Origin of the sequence: Microbacterium sufflavum (genome assembly GCF_023101165.1) — a bacterium.
In the GTDB taxonomy this organism is placed as follows: Bacteria; Actinomycetota; Actinomycetes; order Actinomycetales; family Microbacteriaceae; genus Microbacterium; species Microbacterium sufflavum.
Genome location: NZ_CP078076.1, coordinates 2453364 through 2471795, shown reverse-complemented (window position 1 = coordinate 2471795; position 18432 = coordinate 2453364). Strand labels below are relative to the sequence as shown.

17 protein-coding genes are annotated in these 18432 nt (G+C 72.6%); 9 read left to right on the top strand and 8 right to left on the bottom strand.

The window, feature by feature from the left end; all coding sequences use genetic code 11:
- Positions 1-82 precede the first annotated feature (82 nt).
- The 4 genes from KV394_RS11960 to KV394_RS11945 all read left to right on the top strand — a co-directional run bounded on the left by KV394_RS11960 (position 83) and on the right by KV394_RS11945 (position 4410).
- The gene (locus KV394_RS11960) at positions 83-1231 is read left to right on the top strand and encodes an AI-2E family transporter (protein WP_247981531.1); all 1149 of its coding nucleotides are present in this window, start codon (positions 83-85) and stop codon (positions 1229-1231) included.
- A gap of 80 nt (positions 1232-1311) precedes the next feature.
- Positions 1312-2982 (top strand): SulP family inorganic anion transporter, encoded by a 1671-nt coding sequence (locus KV394_RS11955; protein ID WP_247981530.1) that lies wholly within the window; start codon positions 1312-1314, stop codon positions 2980-2982.
- A 4-nt stretch (positions 2983-2986) separates the two neighbouring features.
- Positions 2987-3658 carry a GAP family protein gene (locus KV394_RS11950; protein ID WP_247981529.1) on the top strand — a complete coding sequence of 224 codons (672 nt, stop codon included), beginning with the start codon at positions 2987-2989 and terminating at the stop codon, positions 3656-3658.
- 56 nt (positions 3659-3714) lie between these two features.
- Positions 3715-4410, top strand: coding sequence for a GAP family protein (locus KV394_RS11945; RefSeq protein ID WP_247981528.1), 696 nt, complete (start codon positions 3715-3717; stop codon positions 4408-4410).
- Positions 4411-4432: 22 nt separating this feature from the next.
- Here KV394_RS11945 and KV394_RS11940 read toward each other — a convergent pair whose 3' ends face one another.
- The gene (locus KV394_RS11940; RefSeq protein ID WP_247981527.1) at positions 4433-6967 is read right to left on the bottom strand and encodes a LuxR C-terminal-related transcriptional regulator; all 2535 of its coding nucleotides are present in this window, start codon (positions 6965-6967) and stop codon (positions 4433-4435) included.
- A gap of 249 nt (positions 6968-7216) precedes the next feature.
- A complete protein-coding gene (locus tag KV394_RS11935) occupies positions 7217-8881 on the bottom strand; it encodes a SulP family inorganic anion transporter (protein WP_247981526.1) in 1665 nt (554 codons plus the stop codon).
- A 343-nt stretch (positions 8882-9224) separates the two neighbouring features.
- On the opposite strand from KV394_RS11935, the gene KV394_RS11930 reads away from it, so the two are divergent.
- The gene (locus KV394_RS11930) at positions 9225-9626 is read left to right on the top strand and encodes a RidA family protein (RefSeq protein ID WP_247981525.1); all 402 of its coding nucleotides are present in this window, start codon (positions 9225-9227) and stop codon (positions 9624-9626) included.
- Positions 9627-9628: 2 nt separating this feature from the next.
- Here the strand turns inward: KV394_RS11930 and KV394_RS11925 are convergent, their stop codons facing one another.
- The 5 genes from KV394_RS11925 to KV394_RS11905 are packed head-to-tail and all read right to left on the bottom strand — an operon-like array spanning position 9629 to position 13678.
- Positions 9629-10705, bottom strand: a complete 1077-nt coding sequence (locus KV394_RS11925; protein ID WP_247981524.1) for a DNA polymerase IV — start codon at positions 10703-10705, stop codon at positions 9629-9631.
- A gap of 49 nt (positions 10706-10754) precedes the next feature.
- Positions 10755-11147: a DUF1304 domain-containing protein gene (locus tag KV394_RS11920; protein WP_247981523.1), complete on the bottom strand. Its 393-nt coding sequence runs from the start codon at positions 11145-11147 to the stop codon at positions 10755-10757.
- A 40-nt stretch (positions 11148-11187) separates the two neighbouring features.
- Complete coding sequence (locus tag KV394_RS11915; RefSeq protein ID WP_168387309.1) at positions 11188-12072, bottom strand: CPBP family intramembrane glutamic endopeptidase; 885 nt, start codon at positions 12070-12072, stop codon at positions 11188-11190.
- Entirely contained in the window at positions 12069-12794 is a 726-nt protein-coding gene (trmB, locus tag KV394_RS11910) for a tRNA (guanosine(46)-N7)-methyltransferase TrmB (RefSeq protein ID WP_136032587.1), read from the bottom strand. The genes KV394_RS11915 and trmB overlap by 4 nt, the downstream gene beginning before the upstream one ends.
- 44 nt (positions 12795-12838) lie before the next feature.
- Complete coding sequence (locus tag KV394_RS11905; protein WP_247981522.1) at positions 12839-13678, bottom strand: DUF3097 domain-containing protein; 840 nt, start codon at positions 13676-13678, stop codon at positions 12839-12841.
- Positions 13679-13800: 122 nt separating this feature from the next.
- Between KV394_RS11905 and KV394_RS11900 the strand changes: the two genes are divergently transcribed.
- From KV394_RS11900 to KV394_RS11885, 4 genes are all read left to right on the top strand, one after another.
- Positions 13801-15822, top strand: a complete 2022-nt coding sequence (locus KV394_RS11900; protein ID WP_247981521.1) for a TPM domain-containing protein — start codon at positions 13801-13803, stop codon at positions 15820-15822.
- Positions 15823-15881: 59 nt separating this feature from the next.
- Positions 15882-16628, top strand: a complete 747-nt coding sequence (locus KV394_RS11895) for a PspA/IM30 family protein (protein WP_136032592.1) — start codon at positions 15882-15884, stop codon at positions 16626-16628.
- Positions 16629-16694: 66 nt separating this feature from the next.
- Positions 16695-17498 carry an arginase family protein gene (locus KV394_RS11890; RefSeq protein ID WP_247981520.1) on the top strand — a complete coding sequence of 268 codons (804 nt, stop codon included), beginning with the start codon at positions 16695-16697 and terminating at the stop codon, positions 17496-17498.
- Positions 17495-17938 (top strand): Fe-S oxidoreductase, encoded by a 444-nt coding sequence (locus KV394_RS11885; protein ID WP_240744603.1) that lies wholly within the window; start codon positions 17495-17497, stop codon positions 17936-17938. The genes KV394_RS11890 and KV394_RS11885 overlap by 4 nt, the downstream gene beginning before the upstream one ends.
- 1 nt (position 17939) lies before the next feature.
- Here KV394_RS11885 and KV394_RS11880 read toward each other — a convergent pair whose 3' ends face one another.
- Positions 17940-18410, bottom strand: coding sequence for an SIP domain-containing protein (locus KV394_RS11880; RefSeq protein WP_136044548.1), 471 nt, complete (start codon positions 18408-18410; stop codon positions 17940-17942).
- Positions 18411-18432 lie beyond the last annotated feature (22 nt).

Sequence of the window (18432 nt, the reverse complement as noted above, 5' to 3'; positions counted from 1 at the left end):
CGCATGCGTACCGCGAGGATTCTCACCCGGATGAGAAGGACGGGCCACGGCGCACGCCCCCGCGCGGGGCTACGCTGACCGCGTGACCACCTCCCCCACCTCCCCCGAACGCGTCATCGACGGCTCCCTGTCCCCCTCACTGCGCGTCCTGCTGGCCCTCGCCGCCGGTGCCGTCGCGCTCGCGGGCCTCTCCGTCGCGCGGGACGTGTTCAGCCCCCTCGCCCTCGCCGTCGTCATCGTCGTGGTGTGCGATCCCGTGCGCCGTCCCTTCGGGCGGCGCGGCTGGCCGGCGTGGACGGGATCCACCGCCGTGATCGTGGTGTCGATCGCGATCCTCGTGGCGATGGGCGCCCTGCTGTGGCTCGCCGGGATCCAGTTCGCCGGGCTGATCGGCGACCTCGCGACGGACGGCAGCCTCCGTCGCACGGCCGACGACCTGGTCGCACTGCTGCAGTCGCTCGGGCTCGAGGACGCCGCGACCGACACCGCGGCCTCCGTCCTCGACCCCGAGACGCTCCTCGCCGCCGCGAGCCGGGTGGGCGGCACCGTGGTCGGCGTCGCGACCGCACTGTTCTTCGTGTGCGCGTACATCGTGTTCCTCGCGGTCGACGCGGCCCGATACCAGCGGGCGGGCGAGGTGTTCGGGACGACGCGTCGGGCGTCGATCGAGCGCATCACCCGACTGAACCGCGGCGTGCGCCGCTACTTCGTCGTCAACGCGATCTTCGGCGCGATCGTCGCCGTGATCGACGGGCTCGCCCTGTGGTGGATGGGCGTGCCAGCGCCGCTCGTCTGGGCGATCCTCGCGTTCGTGACGAACTTCGTGCCGAACATCGGGTTTGTGCTCGGCCTCATCCCGCCCGCGGTGCTGGCGCTCGTGGTGGGCGGCTGGCCCCTCCTTCTCGCCGTCGTCGCGGTGTACTGCGTCGTCAACGTCGTGCTGCAGGTTCTCGTGCAGCCGAAGTTCGTGAGCGACGCGGTCGACCTGAGCCTGACGCTGAGCTTCTTCTCGGTGGTGTTCTGGACGTTCGTGATCGGTCCGCTCGGGGCGATCCTCGCCGTGCCGCTCACGCTGGTCGTACGCACCCTGGTGCTGGAGGTCGACCCCGGCAGCACCTGGCTGCGCTGGCTGTCCGGCGACCGCTCGGCCGCTCCGCCCCCGACCGTTCCCGCACGACCGGAGCCCGACCCCGCCGCAGAGCCCGACCGGAAATCACCAGGGGGAGCTTGACCGATCCCGCTGGCGAGGGCACGCGCCGCGGTGGAAGGGTGGACGCGCGGCGCTCGGTGCCGCGGCGAGAGGAGGCGGGGATGCAACGACCGCTCGCCGGTCTGACGGCGCGCAACGCCCTCACGGAGGTGACGGCGGGCGTCACCCTGCTCGCGATCGCCATCCCGTTGAACATCGGATACGCCCAGATCGCCGGGCTGCCCGCGACCGCCGGGCTTTACGCGCTGATCGTCCCCACCGTGCTGTACGCGCTGGTCGTGTCGTCGCGGCAGCTCGTCGCCTCTCCCGACGCGGCGGCGGCCGCGCTCGTCGCCTCGTCCGTCGGCGGGCTGGCCGTGGCCGGGAGCGCCGACTACGCCACGCTCGCACTCGCGCAGGCCGTGCTGTCCGGGCTGATGTTCGTGCTCCTGGCGGTGTTCCGGCTCGGCTTCCTCGCCGACTTCCTGTCGAAGCCGATCCTGGTCGGCTTCGTGGGCGGCCTCGCGCTGGACATCATGGTGAGCCAGATCGCCAAGATGCTGGGCGTGAAGATCGACTCCGGTGCCGAGTTCCCCGAGAAGACAGTTGCGCTGATCGGCGGACTGCCCACGCTCAACGGTTGGTCCCTGCTGATCGCCGCCGGCTCGGTCGCGGTGCTCCTGATCGGGAAGGCCTTCCTGCGCGCGGTCCCGTGGGCACTCGTCGTCCTGATCCTGACGACCGTGCTCGTGCTGCTGGCGGGACTCGACGACCGCGGGGTCGACGTGCTGGGCGCCGTCCCCGCCGGTCCCCCCGCGCTGACGTGGCCCGTGCTGGACTGGGGCACGTGGCTGGCGCTCGTGCCGTCCGCGATCGCGCTCACCCTGGTCACCACGGCCGAGGGCCTGCTGGTGTCGCGGTCGTACGCGGAGAAGCACGGGTACCCGTTTCGGGCCAACCGCGACCTGCTCGCGTTCGGGGTCGCGAACGTCGCAGCCGGCGCGCAGGGCAGCTTCGCGGTCGGCTCGTCCACGTCGCGCACGGCCGCGATGGACCAGGCCGGCTCGCGCACGCAGCTGCCCGCGGTCGTGCTCGCCGTCGGCACCCTCCTCCTGCTGCTGTTCGGGACGGCGCTGCTGGAGGACATCCCCTCGCCGGCGATCGGGGCGATCGTGGGCGTCGCCATCATTCCGCTGCTGGGCGTGCGGGAGTTCATCGACCTGTGGCGCAAAGACCGGTTCGAGTTCCTGATCGGCGCGGTCTGCTTCCTCGTCACTCTCCTGATCGGTTCGATCCCCGGGATCCTCGTCGCGTTCGTGCTGGCCCTCATCAACCTCGCCAAGCGCGCGGCCTCACCCGCGATCGACGTGCTGGAGGCCTCGGGCGATCCGGCGGAGTCGCTGCTGGAGGACGCGCCGTCCGGAGCGACGACGGCACCGGGCATCATCGTGGTGCGCCTGGCCGCGCCGCTCTTCTTCGCCAACGGCACGGTATTCACGTCCGCGGTGAAGGAGGCGATCCGGGCCGCGGGCGACGGCGCGGTGCAGCACCTCGTCGTCGACATGGAGGCCGTGACCGACGTCGACGTCACGGGCGCCGAGTCGTTCGCCGCTCTCAAACGCTGGCTCGCCGACCGCTCGATCTCGCTGTCGTTCAGCCGCGTGCGCGCGAACACCTGGCGGCGGCTGTCCGAGCTGGACCTGCTCGACGGCGAGCCGCTGCACGCCACCAACCGCGCGGCGATCGCCGCCCTGACCGCGTCGGCCCCCGAGCCGGCGCCCGACGAGAGGTAGACCCATGGGAGCCGCCATCGGAAGTGTCCTCCCCCTCGCGCTCGGCATCGCGATCAGCCCGATCCCCATCATCGCGGCGATCCTGATGCTGTTGTCGCCGAAGGCCCGTGTCACGAGCGTCGGCTTCCTGCTGGGCTGGGTCGCGGGCATCGTGGTCGCCGTGAGCGTCTTCACGCTGCTGTCCGCCGTGCTCCCCGAGCAGGACCCCGACGCCTCGCGACCCATCCGCGGCACCGTGCAGCTGCTGCTCGGCGTCGGCCTGCTGCTGCTCGCGGTGGGACAGTGGCGCCGTCGCCCCGGCGCCGGTCGCACCGCCAGCATGCCGGCGTGGATGAAGGCGATCGACACGATGCGGTTCCCGATGGCACTCGGGCTCGGATTCCTGCTCTCCGCCGTGAACCCGAAGAACCTGCTGATGGCGGCGGGAGCGGGGGTGGACATCGGCGCGGCCGGCCTGGACGGCGGGGCCCTGGTCGTGGTGATCGGCGTGTTCACGCTGATCGCCGCGTCGACGGTCCTCGTACCGGTGGTGGGGTACCTGGTCGCGGCCGAGCGGCTGCGGGGCCCGCTCGACGCCCTGCGCGGCTGGCTCGCGCAGGAGAACGCGGTCATCATGGCCGTGCTCCTCCTCGTGATCGGCGTGTCGATGATCGGCAAGGGCATCGCCGCGTTCTGAGTCGCGGCGGGCCCGGTACGGAAGGGGGTGACGCCATAGGACCGCTGATCGTCTCCTTGACCCCCGTCGCGCTCGGGGTCGTGCTGAGCCCGCTCGCGATCATGGCGCTCGTCGCGGTGCTGCTGTCGCGGCGGGCCAGGGCGAACGGCATCGCGTATCTGCTCGGCTGGCTCCTCGGGCTCGGTGGGCTCGTCGCCCTGTTCCTCTGGATCTTCTCCCGGGTCGAGGTGCACAGCCAGCGCGAGCCACCGCTGTGGGTGGCCCTCCTGCGGCTGCTGCTCGGACTGTTCCTGGTGGGCGCTGCCGTGTGGGTCTACCGCAAGGGCCGTGCCCATATCGCCCAGATGGCCGCCGCCTCCTCACCGCGCGATGTCGTCGCCGCATCGCCGCAACTGCCCGGGTGGCTGCACTCGGTGGCGTCCTTCCGCCCCGGCCGCACGTTCCTGCTCGGACTCGGACTGTTCGCGCTCAACCCCGTCGACGCGTCGTGCGCCGTGCTCGCCGCACTCGACATCTCGCTGGCCGATGTGGGCGGCACGGCGGCGTTCTGGACCGCGGTCGTGTTCGTCGTGGTCGGCGCCCTGCCCATCGCGGCTCCGGTGCTCTTCGTGGTCGCGCGCGGCGAGGCCGCCCAGCCGCTGCTCAACCGCGTGCGGTCGTGGATCTCCGGGAACACGCACGTGCTCAACGCCGCGATGCTGCTGGTGATCGGAGTGCTGCAACTCGACAAGGCCCTCGGGACGCTGCTCTGACCACGCCGCGACGAGTCGGGGATCACCCGATGCCGAGCGCGTGGGCGGCCGCCGTCACCCCCTCGCGGTCGGACACGCCGAGCTTGCGGTAGATGTTGCGCACGTGCGTCTTGACCGTGTTCGGGGAGATGTACTCCTGCGCGGCGATCTCCCGCAGCGTGGCGTTGCGGCACAGGGCGGCCAGCACGATGCGCTCGCGGTGCGTCAGCTCCTCCTCCGCCAGGACGCCGGCGGCGGTGAACCGCTCGCGCACGCGGTCGGCGAACCGGGTGCGCGAACCGGGGGTCGCTCGTGCCGCCAGCAGCTGCGTCACGACCGTCCCGGCCTCCGCGACCCGGCGGACGTGGTCCTCCGGCTCGGCGAGCGCCAGCGCGGTGGCGAGGGCGAACTGCGCCCGATCCGGCTCGGCGTCCTCCACGTCGAGGTGCGACTCCACCAGCCAGGCGTCGATCATCGACGCCGGCAGCAGGCAGCGTGCGGCCCCCTCCAGCACCGGGACGAGGGCTCCGCGCGCGACACCGGGCCGTCGGTCGTGCATCGCGGCGAGCGCACGGAGGACCAGCACGTCCCCGGTCTCGCCGAGCGCCGCCTCCACCTCGTCGATGAAGCGGTCGCGGATCGTGGGCTCGTTCAGACGGTGGAACGCGTGCACCACGAACGGCGCCATCATGGCGTACCAGTGCACCGGCAACGGGAGGTCCTCCCGCGGCGCGAGGAAGTCGAACAGCGCCATGGCCGAGGCGTGGGCGTCGTCGACCGCGTCCGCGGCGAGCAGTGCCTGCAACCCGTGCAGCCCCCGCGCGATCGCGGTCTCCCCTCCCGCGTCGAGGACCCGCGCCGACGGCAGCAGCGCTGGACTCGCGTCGAGCAGGTTCATGGCCTCGTACGGCACCCACGATCGCCACACCCGGGCGACCTCGACGAACGCGTTGTCCGGTGCGCCGCGCTCATGCCACCGCTCGTCCAGAGCCGCACTCGCATCCATCACCTCGCGCAGCCGCCCGCGGAACAGGGCTGCCGTGAGGAGCGCGGTCTCCGCCTGCAGCTCCGCCGATACGGCACCGATCGCCCGCGCCAGGTCGGCCGCCCGTCTGGCCGACACCTCGGACTGCTCCAGCCGACCGGTGAAGAGCTGGGCCATCGCGAGCTGCAGCGTCGCGTAGGCGTCGATCCGCTCCTCGCCCGTCGGCGTGCGGAGCTCCGAGCCCACCGCGGCGAGCGCGTCCTCGATCCCCCCTCGGCGCAGTGCCGTGTGCAGCGCGAGCCCCCGCCTCCACGCCCGGTGCACGTCCGACTCGTCCGTCTCCGGCGTCGACGACAGCGCCGCGACCGCCGCGGACGCGTTCCCGCGGGTGAGCTCGGCCGCCGCGATCAGCATCCGCACCCCCGGCTCCGCGCGGCGCTGCGCGGTCAGTTCCCCGGTCGCCGCGACGACCTCGTCGGGGTGGCCGTCGAGCACGAGCTGCATGCCGCTGCGACGGAGGATCGCCGAGACGCAGAACTCCTCTCCGCTGCGCACGGCGTGGACCAGTGCGGGAAGGGCTTCCCCCTGCCCGTCGAACCACGCCGACGCGATGCCCTCGAGCCGGGCGGGCTCGCTGCTGCCCCTGGCGCGCAGGCGCCCGAGCAGGAAAGCGCGCAGCAGCGGGTGGTAGTGGTACCGCGGGGGGTCCGCGCCGTCGGGGCCGGCGAGCACGTTGAGCCGCAGCAACCGCTCGATCAGAGCGCCCGCGCGTGCGCTGCCGCAGAGGACGGTCGCGAGTGCGGTCGTGAACGACTCGGGGACGGCCGTCGTCTCCAGGAAGCCGCGCAGCTCGTCACTGAGGTCTCCGAAGACCTCCTCCACGAAGTAGTCGACCACGTCGGGGTCGTCTCCCCGGAGCGGGTAGGCCCCGACCGGGCCCCCGCCGGGGGCGTTGAGCATCATGAGCTGCAGCGCCGCGGCCCACCCCGCGGTGCGGGCCAGCAGCGCGGCGATCTCGCTCGGGTTCAGGTGCAGGTCGCGGAGCGCGAAGAACGCCTGGATCTCGTGTGGACGGAACGCCAGGGCAGCACCGTCGAGTTCGAGGGCGATGCCGCTGAGCCGACGACGGGCCAGCGGGATCATGCGCGTGCCGCGACCGGACAGCACGACGTGCACGTCGCCGGGGACCGTCTGCACGAACACCGACATCAGGTGGGCGGACTCGTCGTCCTGAAGGTGGTGCACGTCGTCGACGATGATCACGATCCGTCTGCGGGCCGCGTCCAGGGCCCTGGCGAGTCCGCGCATGGTGGCCGCCCCGTGACCGCGCGGCACGCGGGCGAAGCCGCGCTGCAGTGCGGGATCGGGGATCCGTTCGAGACCCGCGATCAGGGTGTCGACGCCGTCGCCGCGCTCCATCGCGACCCACACGACCTCGACGTCGGCGTGCTCGCGCAGCTCACGCGACCACTGCGCGAGCAGCCGCGTCTTGCCGGCGCCGGCCGGCGCGCCCACGAGCGTGAGCGACCACGGCTCCTCCATCGCGGCGCTGAGCCGGGTCAGCAGTCGTTCCCTCCGTACCTCGCCCTTCATCGATGTGGGGATGGGACTGGTCGTCCCACCTCCGTGTCGAGCATCTTCCGTCATCGGTCCCCCCGATCCTGAAGCGGCTCTCCCCCTCGGCGGCAGTATATTCCCCGATGAGAGCGGTTCCGCAAGGGCATGCCCCTGCTCACGGCGGGGCCGACGCCCCGACCCGCCGACGCCCGCGATGAGGGACCGCGGCCCCGCCAGATCAGCGCCGCGCCGTGTCGGCCCGCCGCGGCCTCTCCCTTGCGCGGGTCAGCGGTCGTCGCGGGCGTCGTCCGGGTGCACGTCGCCCTGCACGCCGCCGGCGGTGCCCACCCCGATGTCGACGGTCGCGTGCACCCGTCCCTGCCGTTCCAGTCCCGCGAACCAGGGCACCCGCCCGGCGACCTCCGCCGCCCCGTCAGGCAGGGCCGCGACGTGCATCGTCACCCCCCGCTGCGCAAGCTCGCGATCCAGTTCCTCCAGCGCGTCGAGCACGGTGATGGACACCGCCGTCTGCTGCTGCAGCCCGAGCACCACCGCGGTCACCGGGGGCTGCAGACCCGCGACGGTGTCGAGCACGAGCCGTTCGTTCGCGAGGGCGTTCGCGGTGTACAGTCCCCGCTCCAGCTCGATCGCGACCACGGGGCCCACGCGCGTCGTCACGCGCACCCGCGGCACGTTCAGCTCGCGCAGCACCAGGATCAGCGTCACGACCACCCCGATCGCGACGGCCGGGAGCAGCCCGGCCGTCAGTCCGATCACCGCGACCGCGGTCGCGATCCAGAAGTCCGTGCGGCTGATCCGGAACCAGCGCACGAGCTGCGGCACGTCGACCAGTCCGACGACCGCGATGAACACCAGCGCGGCGAGGGTGGCCTCCGGCAGCAGGCTCAGGACCGGGCCGAGGAACAGCGCCACGAGCACCGCGAGGACCACGGTCACGAGCGTCGCGAGTTGGGTGCGCGCCCCGGCACCCTGGTTCACCGCGCTCTGGGAGAAGCCCCCGGCGGCCGGTATCGCGGCGAAGAACGAGCCGACCGTGTTGGCCGCGCCCGTGGCGAGCAGCTCCTGGTCGCTGTCGATCGGAGGCTCGGCGGGCCGTCGCAGGCTGCGGGCGACCGCCGCCGACTCGAGGAACGCCATCACGGCGATCGCGAGGGCACCGGGAACGAGGGCGGGAGCCTGTGCGAAGTCGGGCACCCCGGGCACGGGAAGGCCGCTGGGGACCGGTTCGATCAGATCGACTCCGAGCCGGTCGATGTGGCCCAGGCCCACCAGGAGGATGCCGCCGAGCACGACCACCAGGGCGCCGGGGACCCGAGGGAGGAAGCGGCGGCACAGCAGCAGCACCGCGATCGATCCGGCCGACAGCAGCACGGTCGCCGGGTTCACACTCGCCGCCGCCTCGCCCACGGCGACGAGCGACCGCAGGAAGCCGTGTCCGGAGAAGTCGAACGTCTCTCCCAGGAGTTTCGGCAGCTGCCCGACGGCCACGGTCGCACCGACCCCGATCTTGAGCCCCAGAACGGTCGCCCCGCTGATGTTCTCCACCAGGCTCCCGAGGCGGCACAGCCGCGCCAGCAGCAGGATCGCGCCCACGAGGAGCGTGAGCATCATGAGCGAGCCGAGGGCGTCGTCCGACCCCGCGGCGACCCCGGCCGAGACCAGGGTCGTGGCGGTCAGCGTGGCGATGGTCGACGTGGTCGACACGCTCATGGCGCGACTGCCGCCCAGCACCGCGTACACCAGCATCGGCACGATGCACGTGTAGAGGCCCACCTGCACGGGGAGGTTGGCGATCGTCGCATAGGCCATCGCCTGCGGCACGACCACGGCTCCCGCGGCGAGACCGGCGACGATGTCGCCCGTCACCCATCCGCGTCGATACCCGTCGAGAGTGCTGAGCAGCCAGGGCGGCCTGCGCCTCGCGCCCATCCGTTCTCCCTCCACCGTGAGGGAAGCGTACTGCGGTGGACCGACGCGCCGCGCGCTTCCGGCCGGGCCGCCCCGCCGATCACCCGGGTGAACTCGCGCGCCACCCGGTGCGGCAGCGCTCCCACCGCGAGTATCGTCCCCCCGTGCCGTCGAAGTCCGACGACACCGACGTGCTCGATCTCGCGATCGTCTGGGGCCCTCTCGAAGGGCACGGTCGTGGGGGCGCGAACCCCGCCGCGCGCCCTCACGGTCCGTGGACCATCCGCACGCTCCACGGTCGGCCGACGTGGCAGCGGACCCGGGTCTGAATGCCGATGTCGGTGGCCGGGAGGAGGATGCGCGCATGCAGATCACACTCACGCAGCCGGCCGGCCTCGTGGCCAGCCCGGCCTTCAGCCATGTCGCGGTCGTGCCTCCCGGGGCGACGACCATCTACGTCGGGGGCCAGAACGGCGTCGACGAGTCCGGTGCCGTCGTCTCGACCGACGTCGGCGAGCAGTCCGTGCGCGCGGTGCAGAACGCGCGGGTGGCGCTCGAGTCGGCGGGCGCGTCGCTCGACGACGTCCTCAGCTGGACGATCCTGATCCATCAGGATGCCGATCTCCGCGCCGCGTACGGTGCCGTGGCGCCCACGCTGACGCGCGAGGGGGCGCCGCCGCTCGTGACCGCCGCCCTCGTGGCAGGGCTCGGCGTCCCCGGCGCCCTGATCGAGGTGAGCGCGGTCGCCGCGGTCATCCGCGACTGAGGTCAGAGGCGGCCGCGCACGGGGGTACGCTCCACCGTGCCCGGGGTGTCCGGCGGCGTCATCTCCGCCCGGACGCCGAGCAGTCGTACCTCGCGTGCGGGGTCGAGCGTGGCGCCGAGCCGCACCGCCTCCGCCACCACCTCGTCGCGACGGGTGGTGGGGGCGGGCAGCTTGTGCCCGAAGGTCCTGGTGTCGAACGGGGCGTAGCGCACCTTGAGGTGCACACGCACGACGGCCCGCCCCTCCTTCGCGCAGTCGTCGAAGGCCTGTCCGGCGAGCTCCCGGAGCGCCGCCTCCACCTGCTCGGGCGTCGTGAGGTTCTGCTGGTAGGTGGTCTCCCGGCTGTGGCTGCGCGCGACCCAGGGCGTGTCGTCGACCTCGGTGGGCCCGAGCCCGGAGCCGAGGCCGTGGTACCACACGCCCATCCGCGGCCCGAATTCGGCGATCAGCTCCTGGTCGTCCGCGTCGGCCAGCTCGCGCACGGTCGTGATGCCGTGCCCGGCCAGACGCTTCTGCACCTTGGGGCCGATCCCCCACAGCTCTCTCGTCCCGCGCTCGCCCATCACCTCGAACCAGTTGTCGGACGTGAGGCGGAACAGCCCCCGCGGCTTTCCGAACTCGGTCGCGATCTTGGCGCGCACCTTGTTGTCCCCGATGCCGACCGAGCAGTGCAGTGCCGTCGCCTCCCGCACCGCCGCCTGCGCCGCCCGCGCGACCCCTTCCGGGTCGTCGGTAGAGACACCGAGGAAGCACTCGTCCCAACCGAGCACCTCCACCACCACGCCCGGCAGCCCCCGCAGCGCCGACATCACCGCGTCCGACGCCCGCTCGTACTCCTCGTGGTCGACGGGCAGGAACACCGCGTCCTCCGGCGCCTTGCGCGCGGCGATCTTCAACGGCATGCCCGAACCGATCCCGTAGGCCCTCGCCTCATAGGAGGCGGTGGAGACGACCGCGCGTTCGGTGGGGTCGCCGCGCCCGCCGACGATCACGGGTCGACCGGCGAGCTCGGGGCGGCGCAGCACCTCGACGGCGGCGATGAACTGGTCCATGTCCACGTGCAGCACCCACTCGGCCATTCACCGAGTGTGGCGGCTGCGCGCGGGAAAGTCACCCCTCGCGCCGGGCTCAGCCCAGGGCGAGCCCGACCGCGGTCGCGAGCACGGCGAGCAGCGGCAGGGTTCCTTGCATCGCCGCGGCGCGTGCCTTCGAGCGATCGGAGAGCACCAGGACGAGGGCCGCGGCCAGCATCATCCCGGTGCCGGCCAGCACGAGCGTCACACCCACCGTGGCGGCGCCGACGATCACGAGACCGATGCCGAGCAGCGTCGTGAGCGCCAGGAACAGGTTGTAGAAGCCCTGGTTGAACGCGAGCTGCTTCATGGTCACGGCGTCGGCCTCGCTCGCGACGCCGAAGATCTTGCGGGTCTCCGGCTCGGTCCAGCGCAGGGATTCGAGCGCGAAGATGAAGACGTGGAAGGCCGCAGCGGCCGCGGCGAGGACGAGTCCGACGATGAGCACACCCGATTGTCCCGTCGCGAGGCGCTGCGGGGCAAGCCGCTCACACGAGGAAGACCGGCAGCAGCCCGGGGTTGTGGGCATGGACGAGGACCGCGAACACGACGGCGTCGAACAGCAGGTGGACGGTCACCACGTAGGCGAGAGAGTGCGTGCGGAGGAAGATGAAGCCCTGCAGCAGCGCGAACGGGATGGTCAGCAGCGGCCCCCACTCGCGATAGCCGAGCTCCCACAGGAACGACACGAACACGATCGACTGGAGCACGTTCGCCAGGGCGTCCGGGAAGTGCCGCCGCAGCAGGGCGAAGACGGTGCAGATGAAGAACAGCTCGTCCCAGATGCCGACCGCGCCGACGCCGACGAACAGGCGGGCGATGAGGTCGGGCGTGTCGACCACCGGCCAGTTCTGGTACACGCCGCTGCTGATGAAGTAGTACGGCAGGATCAGCCAGCCCAGCACGAGCACCGCCACCAGCCAGCCCCACTGGAGCCGCCCCCAGCGCCGCCCCGTGCGCCACGGGAACGAGATCGCCCGGTCGCGGTACACGAAGCGGGAGATCAGGTACGGCACGGCGACCGCGCCGCCCAGCGCGAGGGTGAACCGCAGCATCGCGAGGTTGTCCAGTTCCGCGGCGAGCGGGATGACGCTCACGATCAGCATGCCGACCGCGATGAGCGACAGGTCGCGCGTGAGCGACGGGGTCCGTCGCCGCCCGTCCTCCGGCACCGCGCCCGCCTCCGCAGCGTCCGTCCGTCGGGAGTTCCCCGAGCGCTCCGCGACCCACGCCGCAGCGACGCCGACCGCGAGCAGCAGCCACCCGAGCCAGGGCAGTTCCAGCACGAAGAACGCCGGAGCCGCGGCGCACACGAGCGCGGCCGCCACCACGCCGCCCGCACGGAGGGAGGTGGCCGTCGCGGGCAGGGTCACGCGCGCGCCCGCCGACGGTATACGAGGTCGCGGATGTCGCGTCCCTTCGCGATGCCCTTCCGCTCGAAGGCCGTCATCACGCGCCCGTCGAAGCGCTCCGCCCACTCACCGTCGAACGCGCGCTCGAAGAGCGGATCCTCGTCGAGCACCTCGCGCATCTGGAGCGCATAGTCCTCCCAGTCGGTCGCGAGCCGCAGCAGACCGCCGTCGCGCAGCGCCCTGGCCGCGGTCGCCCCGAAGCCCGCACGGACGAGGCGGCGCTTGGTGTGCCGCTTCTTGTGCCAGGGGTCGGGGAAGAAGATCCACACCTCGCGCGCGGCACCCTCGGGCAGGTACGACGACAGCACCTCCGGTGCGTTGGCCTCGACCACGCGGAGATTGCGCGCGCCCTCCCGGTCGGCATCGAGCATGGTGCGCGCGAGTCCCGCTCGGAACACCTCGACCGCCAGGAAGTCGTCGTCCGGGCGGGAGGTCGCGGCGGCGACGATCGCGTGGCCCTGGCCCGAGCCGATCTCGACGTACAGGTCGGCGTGCCTGCCGTACTCGGCCGCGGGGTCGAGCCGTGCTTCCGGGTGCACCGAGGTCCAGGCCACGTCGCGCGGCACGTCCAGCAGGTACTGCGGGCCGAGCTCGGCGAAGGCGCGCTCCTGCGCGTCGGACATCCGGCCGCTGCGGCGCACGAAAGACACCGGTTCGTCGCGGAAAGTGCGGGGTTCGGGCATGGTTCCAGGGTAGCCGTCGGCGCTCCGCCGCCCGGACCGGAGCGCTAGCCCGCCGGCTCCGTGACGAAGTCGATCAGCTCCTCCACACGGCCGAGCAGCGCGGGTTCGAGGTCGCGATACGTGGTGACCTTGGACAGGATGTGCTGCCAGGCCCGCGCGGTGTCGGCCTGGGTCTCGTGCGGCCATCCGAACGCGCGGCAGATGCCCGTCTTCCAGTCCACGCCGCGCGGGATCTCGGGCCACGCCGCGATGCCCAGCGCCCGCGGGGTGACGCACTGCCACACGTCGACGAACGGGTGGCCGACGATGCGCACGTGCCGGCCGTGGGGTCCGCGGGCCACGGCCTCGGCGATGCGCGACTCCTTCGATCCCGGCACGAGGTGGTCCACCAGCACGCCGTAGCGCCGCTCACGGCTGGGCGGCTCGGCGGCGAGGAGCTCGTCGAGCAGGTCGACGCCCTGCAGATACTCCACCGCGACGCCCTCCACCCGCAGGTCCGCGCCCCACACCTTCTCGACCAGCTCGGCATCGTGGCGTCCCTCGACGAGGATGCGGCTGGGAAGCGCGGTCCTGGCGCGCTGGTCGGCGACCGCGAACGAGCCGGAGGCCGTGCGTCGCGGTCCCTGCTCCTTCACGGCGGGGACGGTCAGCCGCACGGGCGCGCCGTCGATCAGGAAGCCGCCGCCGAGCGGGAAGAGGCGCTTGCGCCCCTTCCAGTCCTCGAGCTCGACGGTGCCGCCCTGCACGCGCGTCACCGCGCCGCAGTAGCCGTCCGCGGCGACCTCGACCACGAGGTCGATCTCGGCCGGGACGATCGGCACCTGCTTCGCTCCGCGTTCGCGCCAGCCCGACGCCAGCACATCCGATCCGTACCTGTCGTCCATGCCCTCCAGCGTATGTGTCTCCGCTGACGGCGAACGGCGATGCGCCCCGCGGCGCTGTCGCGTGTCGTACCCAGTGCATAGACTCGTGACATGGGGCTCGGCTGCCGGTCGGAGGGAACACGATGACGAAACGGTGGCTTGCGCTGGCCGCACTTCTGCTGGCCGCGATGATCGGGACGTTCAGCACGTCCGCCGCCTCCGCCACCGATCCGCTCACGCTCGACGCCGGGTACGTCACCGATCAGGCCGGGGTCCTGAGCCCGTCCGAGAAGAGCACGGTCGAGACCCGCTTGCAGGAGCTCTCGGCCAACTCCTCGGCCGACCTCTTCGTCGTCCTCGTCGACGACTTCACCAACCCCTCCGACAGCGCGGACTGGGCCGACGCGGTGGCGTCGGCGAACAACCTCGGCCCGTCGCAGTACCTGCTCGCGATCGCGGTCGACGGCCGCAGCCTCTACATCTCCGCCGACTCCTCCGGTCCGCTGAGCAACAGCCAGCTCGACGGCATCGAGAACGACATCGCACCGCTCGCGGGAGCCGGGGACTGGGCGGGCGCGATCACCCTCGCGGCCGACCGGATCCAGGGCGACGGCGGCGCGGGTGCCCTGCGGGTGACGCTCATCGTGGTCGCGGTCGTCGTCGTGCTGCTGCTGATCTGGCTCGTGGTCTCGCTCGTCCGCCGTGCGCGGCGCAACGCCGCCACCCGCGAGCGCGGCGCGATGCCCGAGACCCCCGACCCCGCCGACCCGTTCTCCACGCTCACCGACGCGCAGGTCGAGCAGCAGGCCGGTGCCGCGCTCGTGCAGGCCGACGACGCCATCACGTCCAGCCGCGAGGAGCTCGGCTTCGCGGTGGCGCAGTTCGGCGACGGGGCGACGGCCGAGTTCACGCGCGCGGTCGACGAGGCCAAGGCGAAGATCGCGGAGGCGTTCGACCTGCGGCAGAAGCTCGACGACGAGATCGAGGACTCCGTCCATGACCGCCGGGCGTGGCACATCCGCATCATCCAGCTCGCCGACGAGATCGACCGCGTGCTCGACGAGAACACCGAGGCGTTCGACGCACTGCGCCAGCTGGAGCAGAACGCGCCGCAGGAGCTCGAGCGCGTGCGCGGAGAGCGCGCCGCACTGACCCCGCTGCTGCCGACCGCCGCCTCGTCGCTCGCCGCGCTCTCGGCCGCGTACGATCCGGCCGCGTTCGCCACGGTGGCCGACAACCCGACGCAGGCGCAGGAGCGTGCAGCCCTCGCCGACCGCTCGATCCAGGCTGCCGAGCAGGCGATCGCCGCCGGGCGATCGGGCGAGGCGGCGTTCGCGATCCGCACCGCGGAGCAGTCCGTGGCGCAGGCCGGCCAACTGGTGCGGGCGATCGTGGCGCTCGGCACGGAGCTGTCCGCCACGCAGCGGGCCGCCACCGCCCTGGTCGCGGAGCTGCAGTCCGACCTCGCCGCCGCCGCGCAGCTGCCCGACCCGTCCGGCGCGATCGCCGCCGCGGCCTCGGCCACCGCCCAGCAGCTGCAGGTCGCGCAGGCCGATCTGACCGGCACGGCGAAGAATCCGCAGCGCGCACTCGACGCGCTCACGGCCGCGAACACGCAGATCGACGCCGCGCTCGCGCAGGGGCGCGAGGCCGTCGACCGCGCGCGCCGTGCGCAACAGCTGCTCGAGCCCACGCTGGCCCAGGCGAACTCCGAGATCCGCGCGACGAGGGAGTTCATCGAGACCCGCCGCGGCACGGTCGGCTCCGCCGCGCGGACGCGCCTCGCGAGCGCCGAGGCCGCACTCACGCAGGCGCTGAGCCTGCGCACGACCGACGTCGAGCGGGCACTCGCCGAGGCGACCAGGGCGCTCGACCTCGCCAGACAGGCGACCGCGGCGGCCGAGTCCGACGTCCGCTCGTACGGCCCGACCGTGGCCGCCGACGACAGCTGGGGCGGGCTCTTCGGCGGCTCGACCGGCTCGGGCGGCTCCGGCATCGGCGGCGACATCCTCGGCGGGATCATCGGCGGACTGCTGGCGGGCGGCGGGGGCGGGTCCTCGCGTCGCAGCAGCAGCGGCTGGCGCTCCTCCGGCGGCGGCGGTTTCCGCAGCTCCGGCTTCGGAGGCGGAGGCAGCCGCGGACGCTCCGGGGGGCGACGCTTCTGATCCCCCGCACAGACACGTACGACACGCTCTTTACGACGACCCTCTGAAAGGAACCACGCATGACCGCCAAGCAGTCCATCTTCGGACGGATCTCCACCCTCGTCCGCGCGAACATCAACGCCCTCCTGGATTCTGCGGAAGACCCGCAGAAGATGCTCGACCAGCTCGTCCGCGACTACACCAACAGCATCGCCGACGCCGAGTCCGCCATCGCGGAGACCATCGGCAACCTGCGTCTGCTCGAGCGCGATCACGAGGAAGACGTGCAGGCCGCCACCGAGTGGGGCAACAAGGCCCTCGCCGCGAGCCGCAAGGCCGATGAGATGCGCGGTGCCGGCAACACCGCCGACGCCGACAAGTTCGACAACCTCGCCAAGATCGCCCTGCAGCGCCAGATCAGCGCCGAGCGTGAGGCGACCGGCGCCGAGCCGCAGATCGCCGCGCAGACGGAGATCGTCGACAAGCTCAAGACCGGCCTCAACGGCATGAAGGACAAGCTCAACGAGCTCAAGAACAAGCGCAGCGAGCTGCTCGCCCGCGCCAAGGTCGCCGAGGCGCAGACCAAGGTGCAGGACGCGGTGAGCTCGATCAACGTGCTCGACCCGACCAGCGAGCTGGGCCGCTTCGAGGACAAGGTCCGCCGCCAGGAGGCCATCGCGCAGGGCAAGGCCGAGCTGGCCGCGTCGAGCCTCGATGCGCAGTTCGAGAGCCTGGAGGACCTCGGCGAGCTGACCGAGGTCGAGGCGCGCCTGGCCGAGCTCAAGGCCGGGGGCGCTGCTCCCCGTCAGGCACTCGAAGGTTCCTGATCCCTCGCTGATGCCCCGGGCCGCGTGCCCGGGGCATCAGCACTTCCGCTGTCGAGAGGTCTTCCCATGGTCCGCTTCCTCGTCGTGCCGCAGTGGCAGGGTTCGCCCGCCGCGCGGGCGATGCTCCTGGTCGACGGGGCGTCGGCGATCGCCGGCGATCTCCCGCGCGCGGCGACCACCGTGCTGGAGGTGCCCGTCGAGGCGGGCGAGGCCCTCGGGACGGGGGTGCGACGCCTCAGCGCCCTGCAGCGGACGCGCGAGCTGGTGCGCGAGCACCTCACGGCCGACACGGTGCTGATCGGCGGCGACTGCAGCATCACGGTCGCGGCACTCGACGCGCTCCCCGGGGGGACGGACGATGTGGCGGTCGTGTGGTGCGACGCGCATGCCGACCTGCACACGCCGGAGACCTCCCCGTCCGGTGCCTTCTCGGGCATGGCGCTGCGCGCGGTGCTCGGCGAGGGCGAGGAGCAGCTCGCGCTGTCCCCCGGTGTGCCGCGGGAGCGCGTGGTGACCGTCGGTGTCCGCAACGTCGACGACGCCGAGGTCGATCCGCTCGCCGCGCTCACCGGTCTGTCGGTCGCCGATCTCGACGATCCGGACGCACTGGCCGCCGCGGTGCGGGCCACGGGCGCCCGCCGCGTGTGGGTGCACATCGACGTCGACGTGCTCGACCCCGCCGCCTTCGCCGGAGTGTCCTCCGCGGTGCCGTTCGGGGTGTCTCCCGCCGCCCTGAGCGCGGCCATCCGCCGCCTGCGGGAGAGCATCCCGCTGGCCGGGGCGACGATCGCCGGCTTCGCGCCGCGGTCCCCGGCCGACGCGGTCGACGATCTGGGCGCGCTGCTGCGCCTGGTCGGAGCGGTCGCGTGACGCCGCCGGAGGGCTGGCAGGACGAGGCCGCCGAACGGCTGCGCCGCGGGCGGCGTGCGGATCGTCGCATCCCCGCGTTCCTGCTGCGCTCCCCCATCAGCCGCCTGGGCTACGCCTGGGGCACAGCCGTCGGCTGGCTCTGGGGCTCCCTGTGGAGCACGGGGCGGGTCGAGCGACGCAACGGCCTGTGGATCTTCCGCGGCATGCCCTCGTGGACGTTCAACCGTGGCGGTGTGTGCGTCGGTGGCTGCTTCCTCACCGGTGACGAACCGCCGAGCGACGCGGTCCTGCGACACGAGGCGGTGCACAAGGAGCAGTGGCTGCGCTACGGGTTCCTGATGCCGGTGCTGTACCTGTTCGCGGGGCGCGACCCGCTGCGCAACCGCTTCGAGATCGAGGCGGGGCTGGAAGACGGCAACTACGTCCGTCGTCCGCGCTGAGTCAGCGCGCGATCGGCAGGAGGCCGAAGCGCTCCGGTGCGTGGATCAGACCGGGGGCGATGCCGAGGGCGCCGGTGAGGTGCTCGACGATGTCGGCCGTGCCGAGGTAGCCGCCCAGCAGCGTGACGTGGGTCTCCACCTCGTCGTCGCACATCATCTCGTCGGCCCAGGCGCAGGTGGCACGGGCGAGCGCCTGTCCCGCGGCGCAGGCGCGACCGCTGCCCGGGGTTCCCGAGCGCTGTCCACGCGCGAGCCAGGTGACCGTCATGCGACCGGGTGCCTCGATCACGCCGATGTCGGACACCTCGGGCACCTCGATGAAGATGCGACCGGAGGCACACAGGGGCAGCGTGGCCAGGAAGGCCTCGAGCTCCGCGAGGGAGTGCTCATCGGCCGTCACCAGGTGGTGGGCGCGGCGACGCGCGGCACGACGTGCAGCGCGGGCTCCGCGGATCTCGAGCGAGGTGGTCATGATGGCTCCATGCTACACCAAG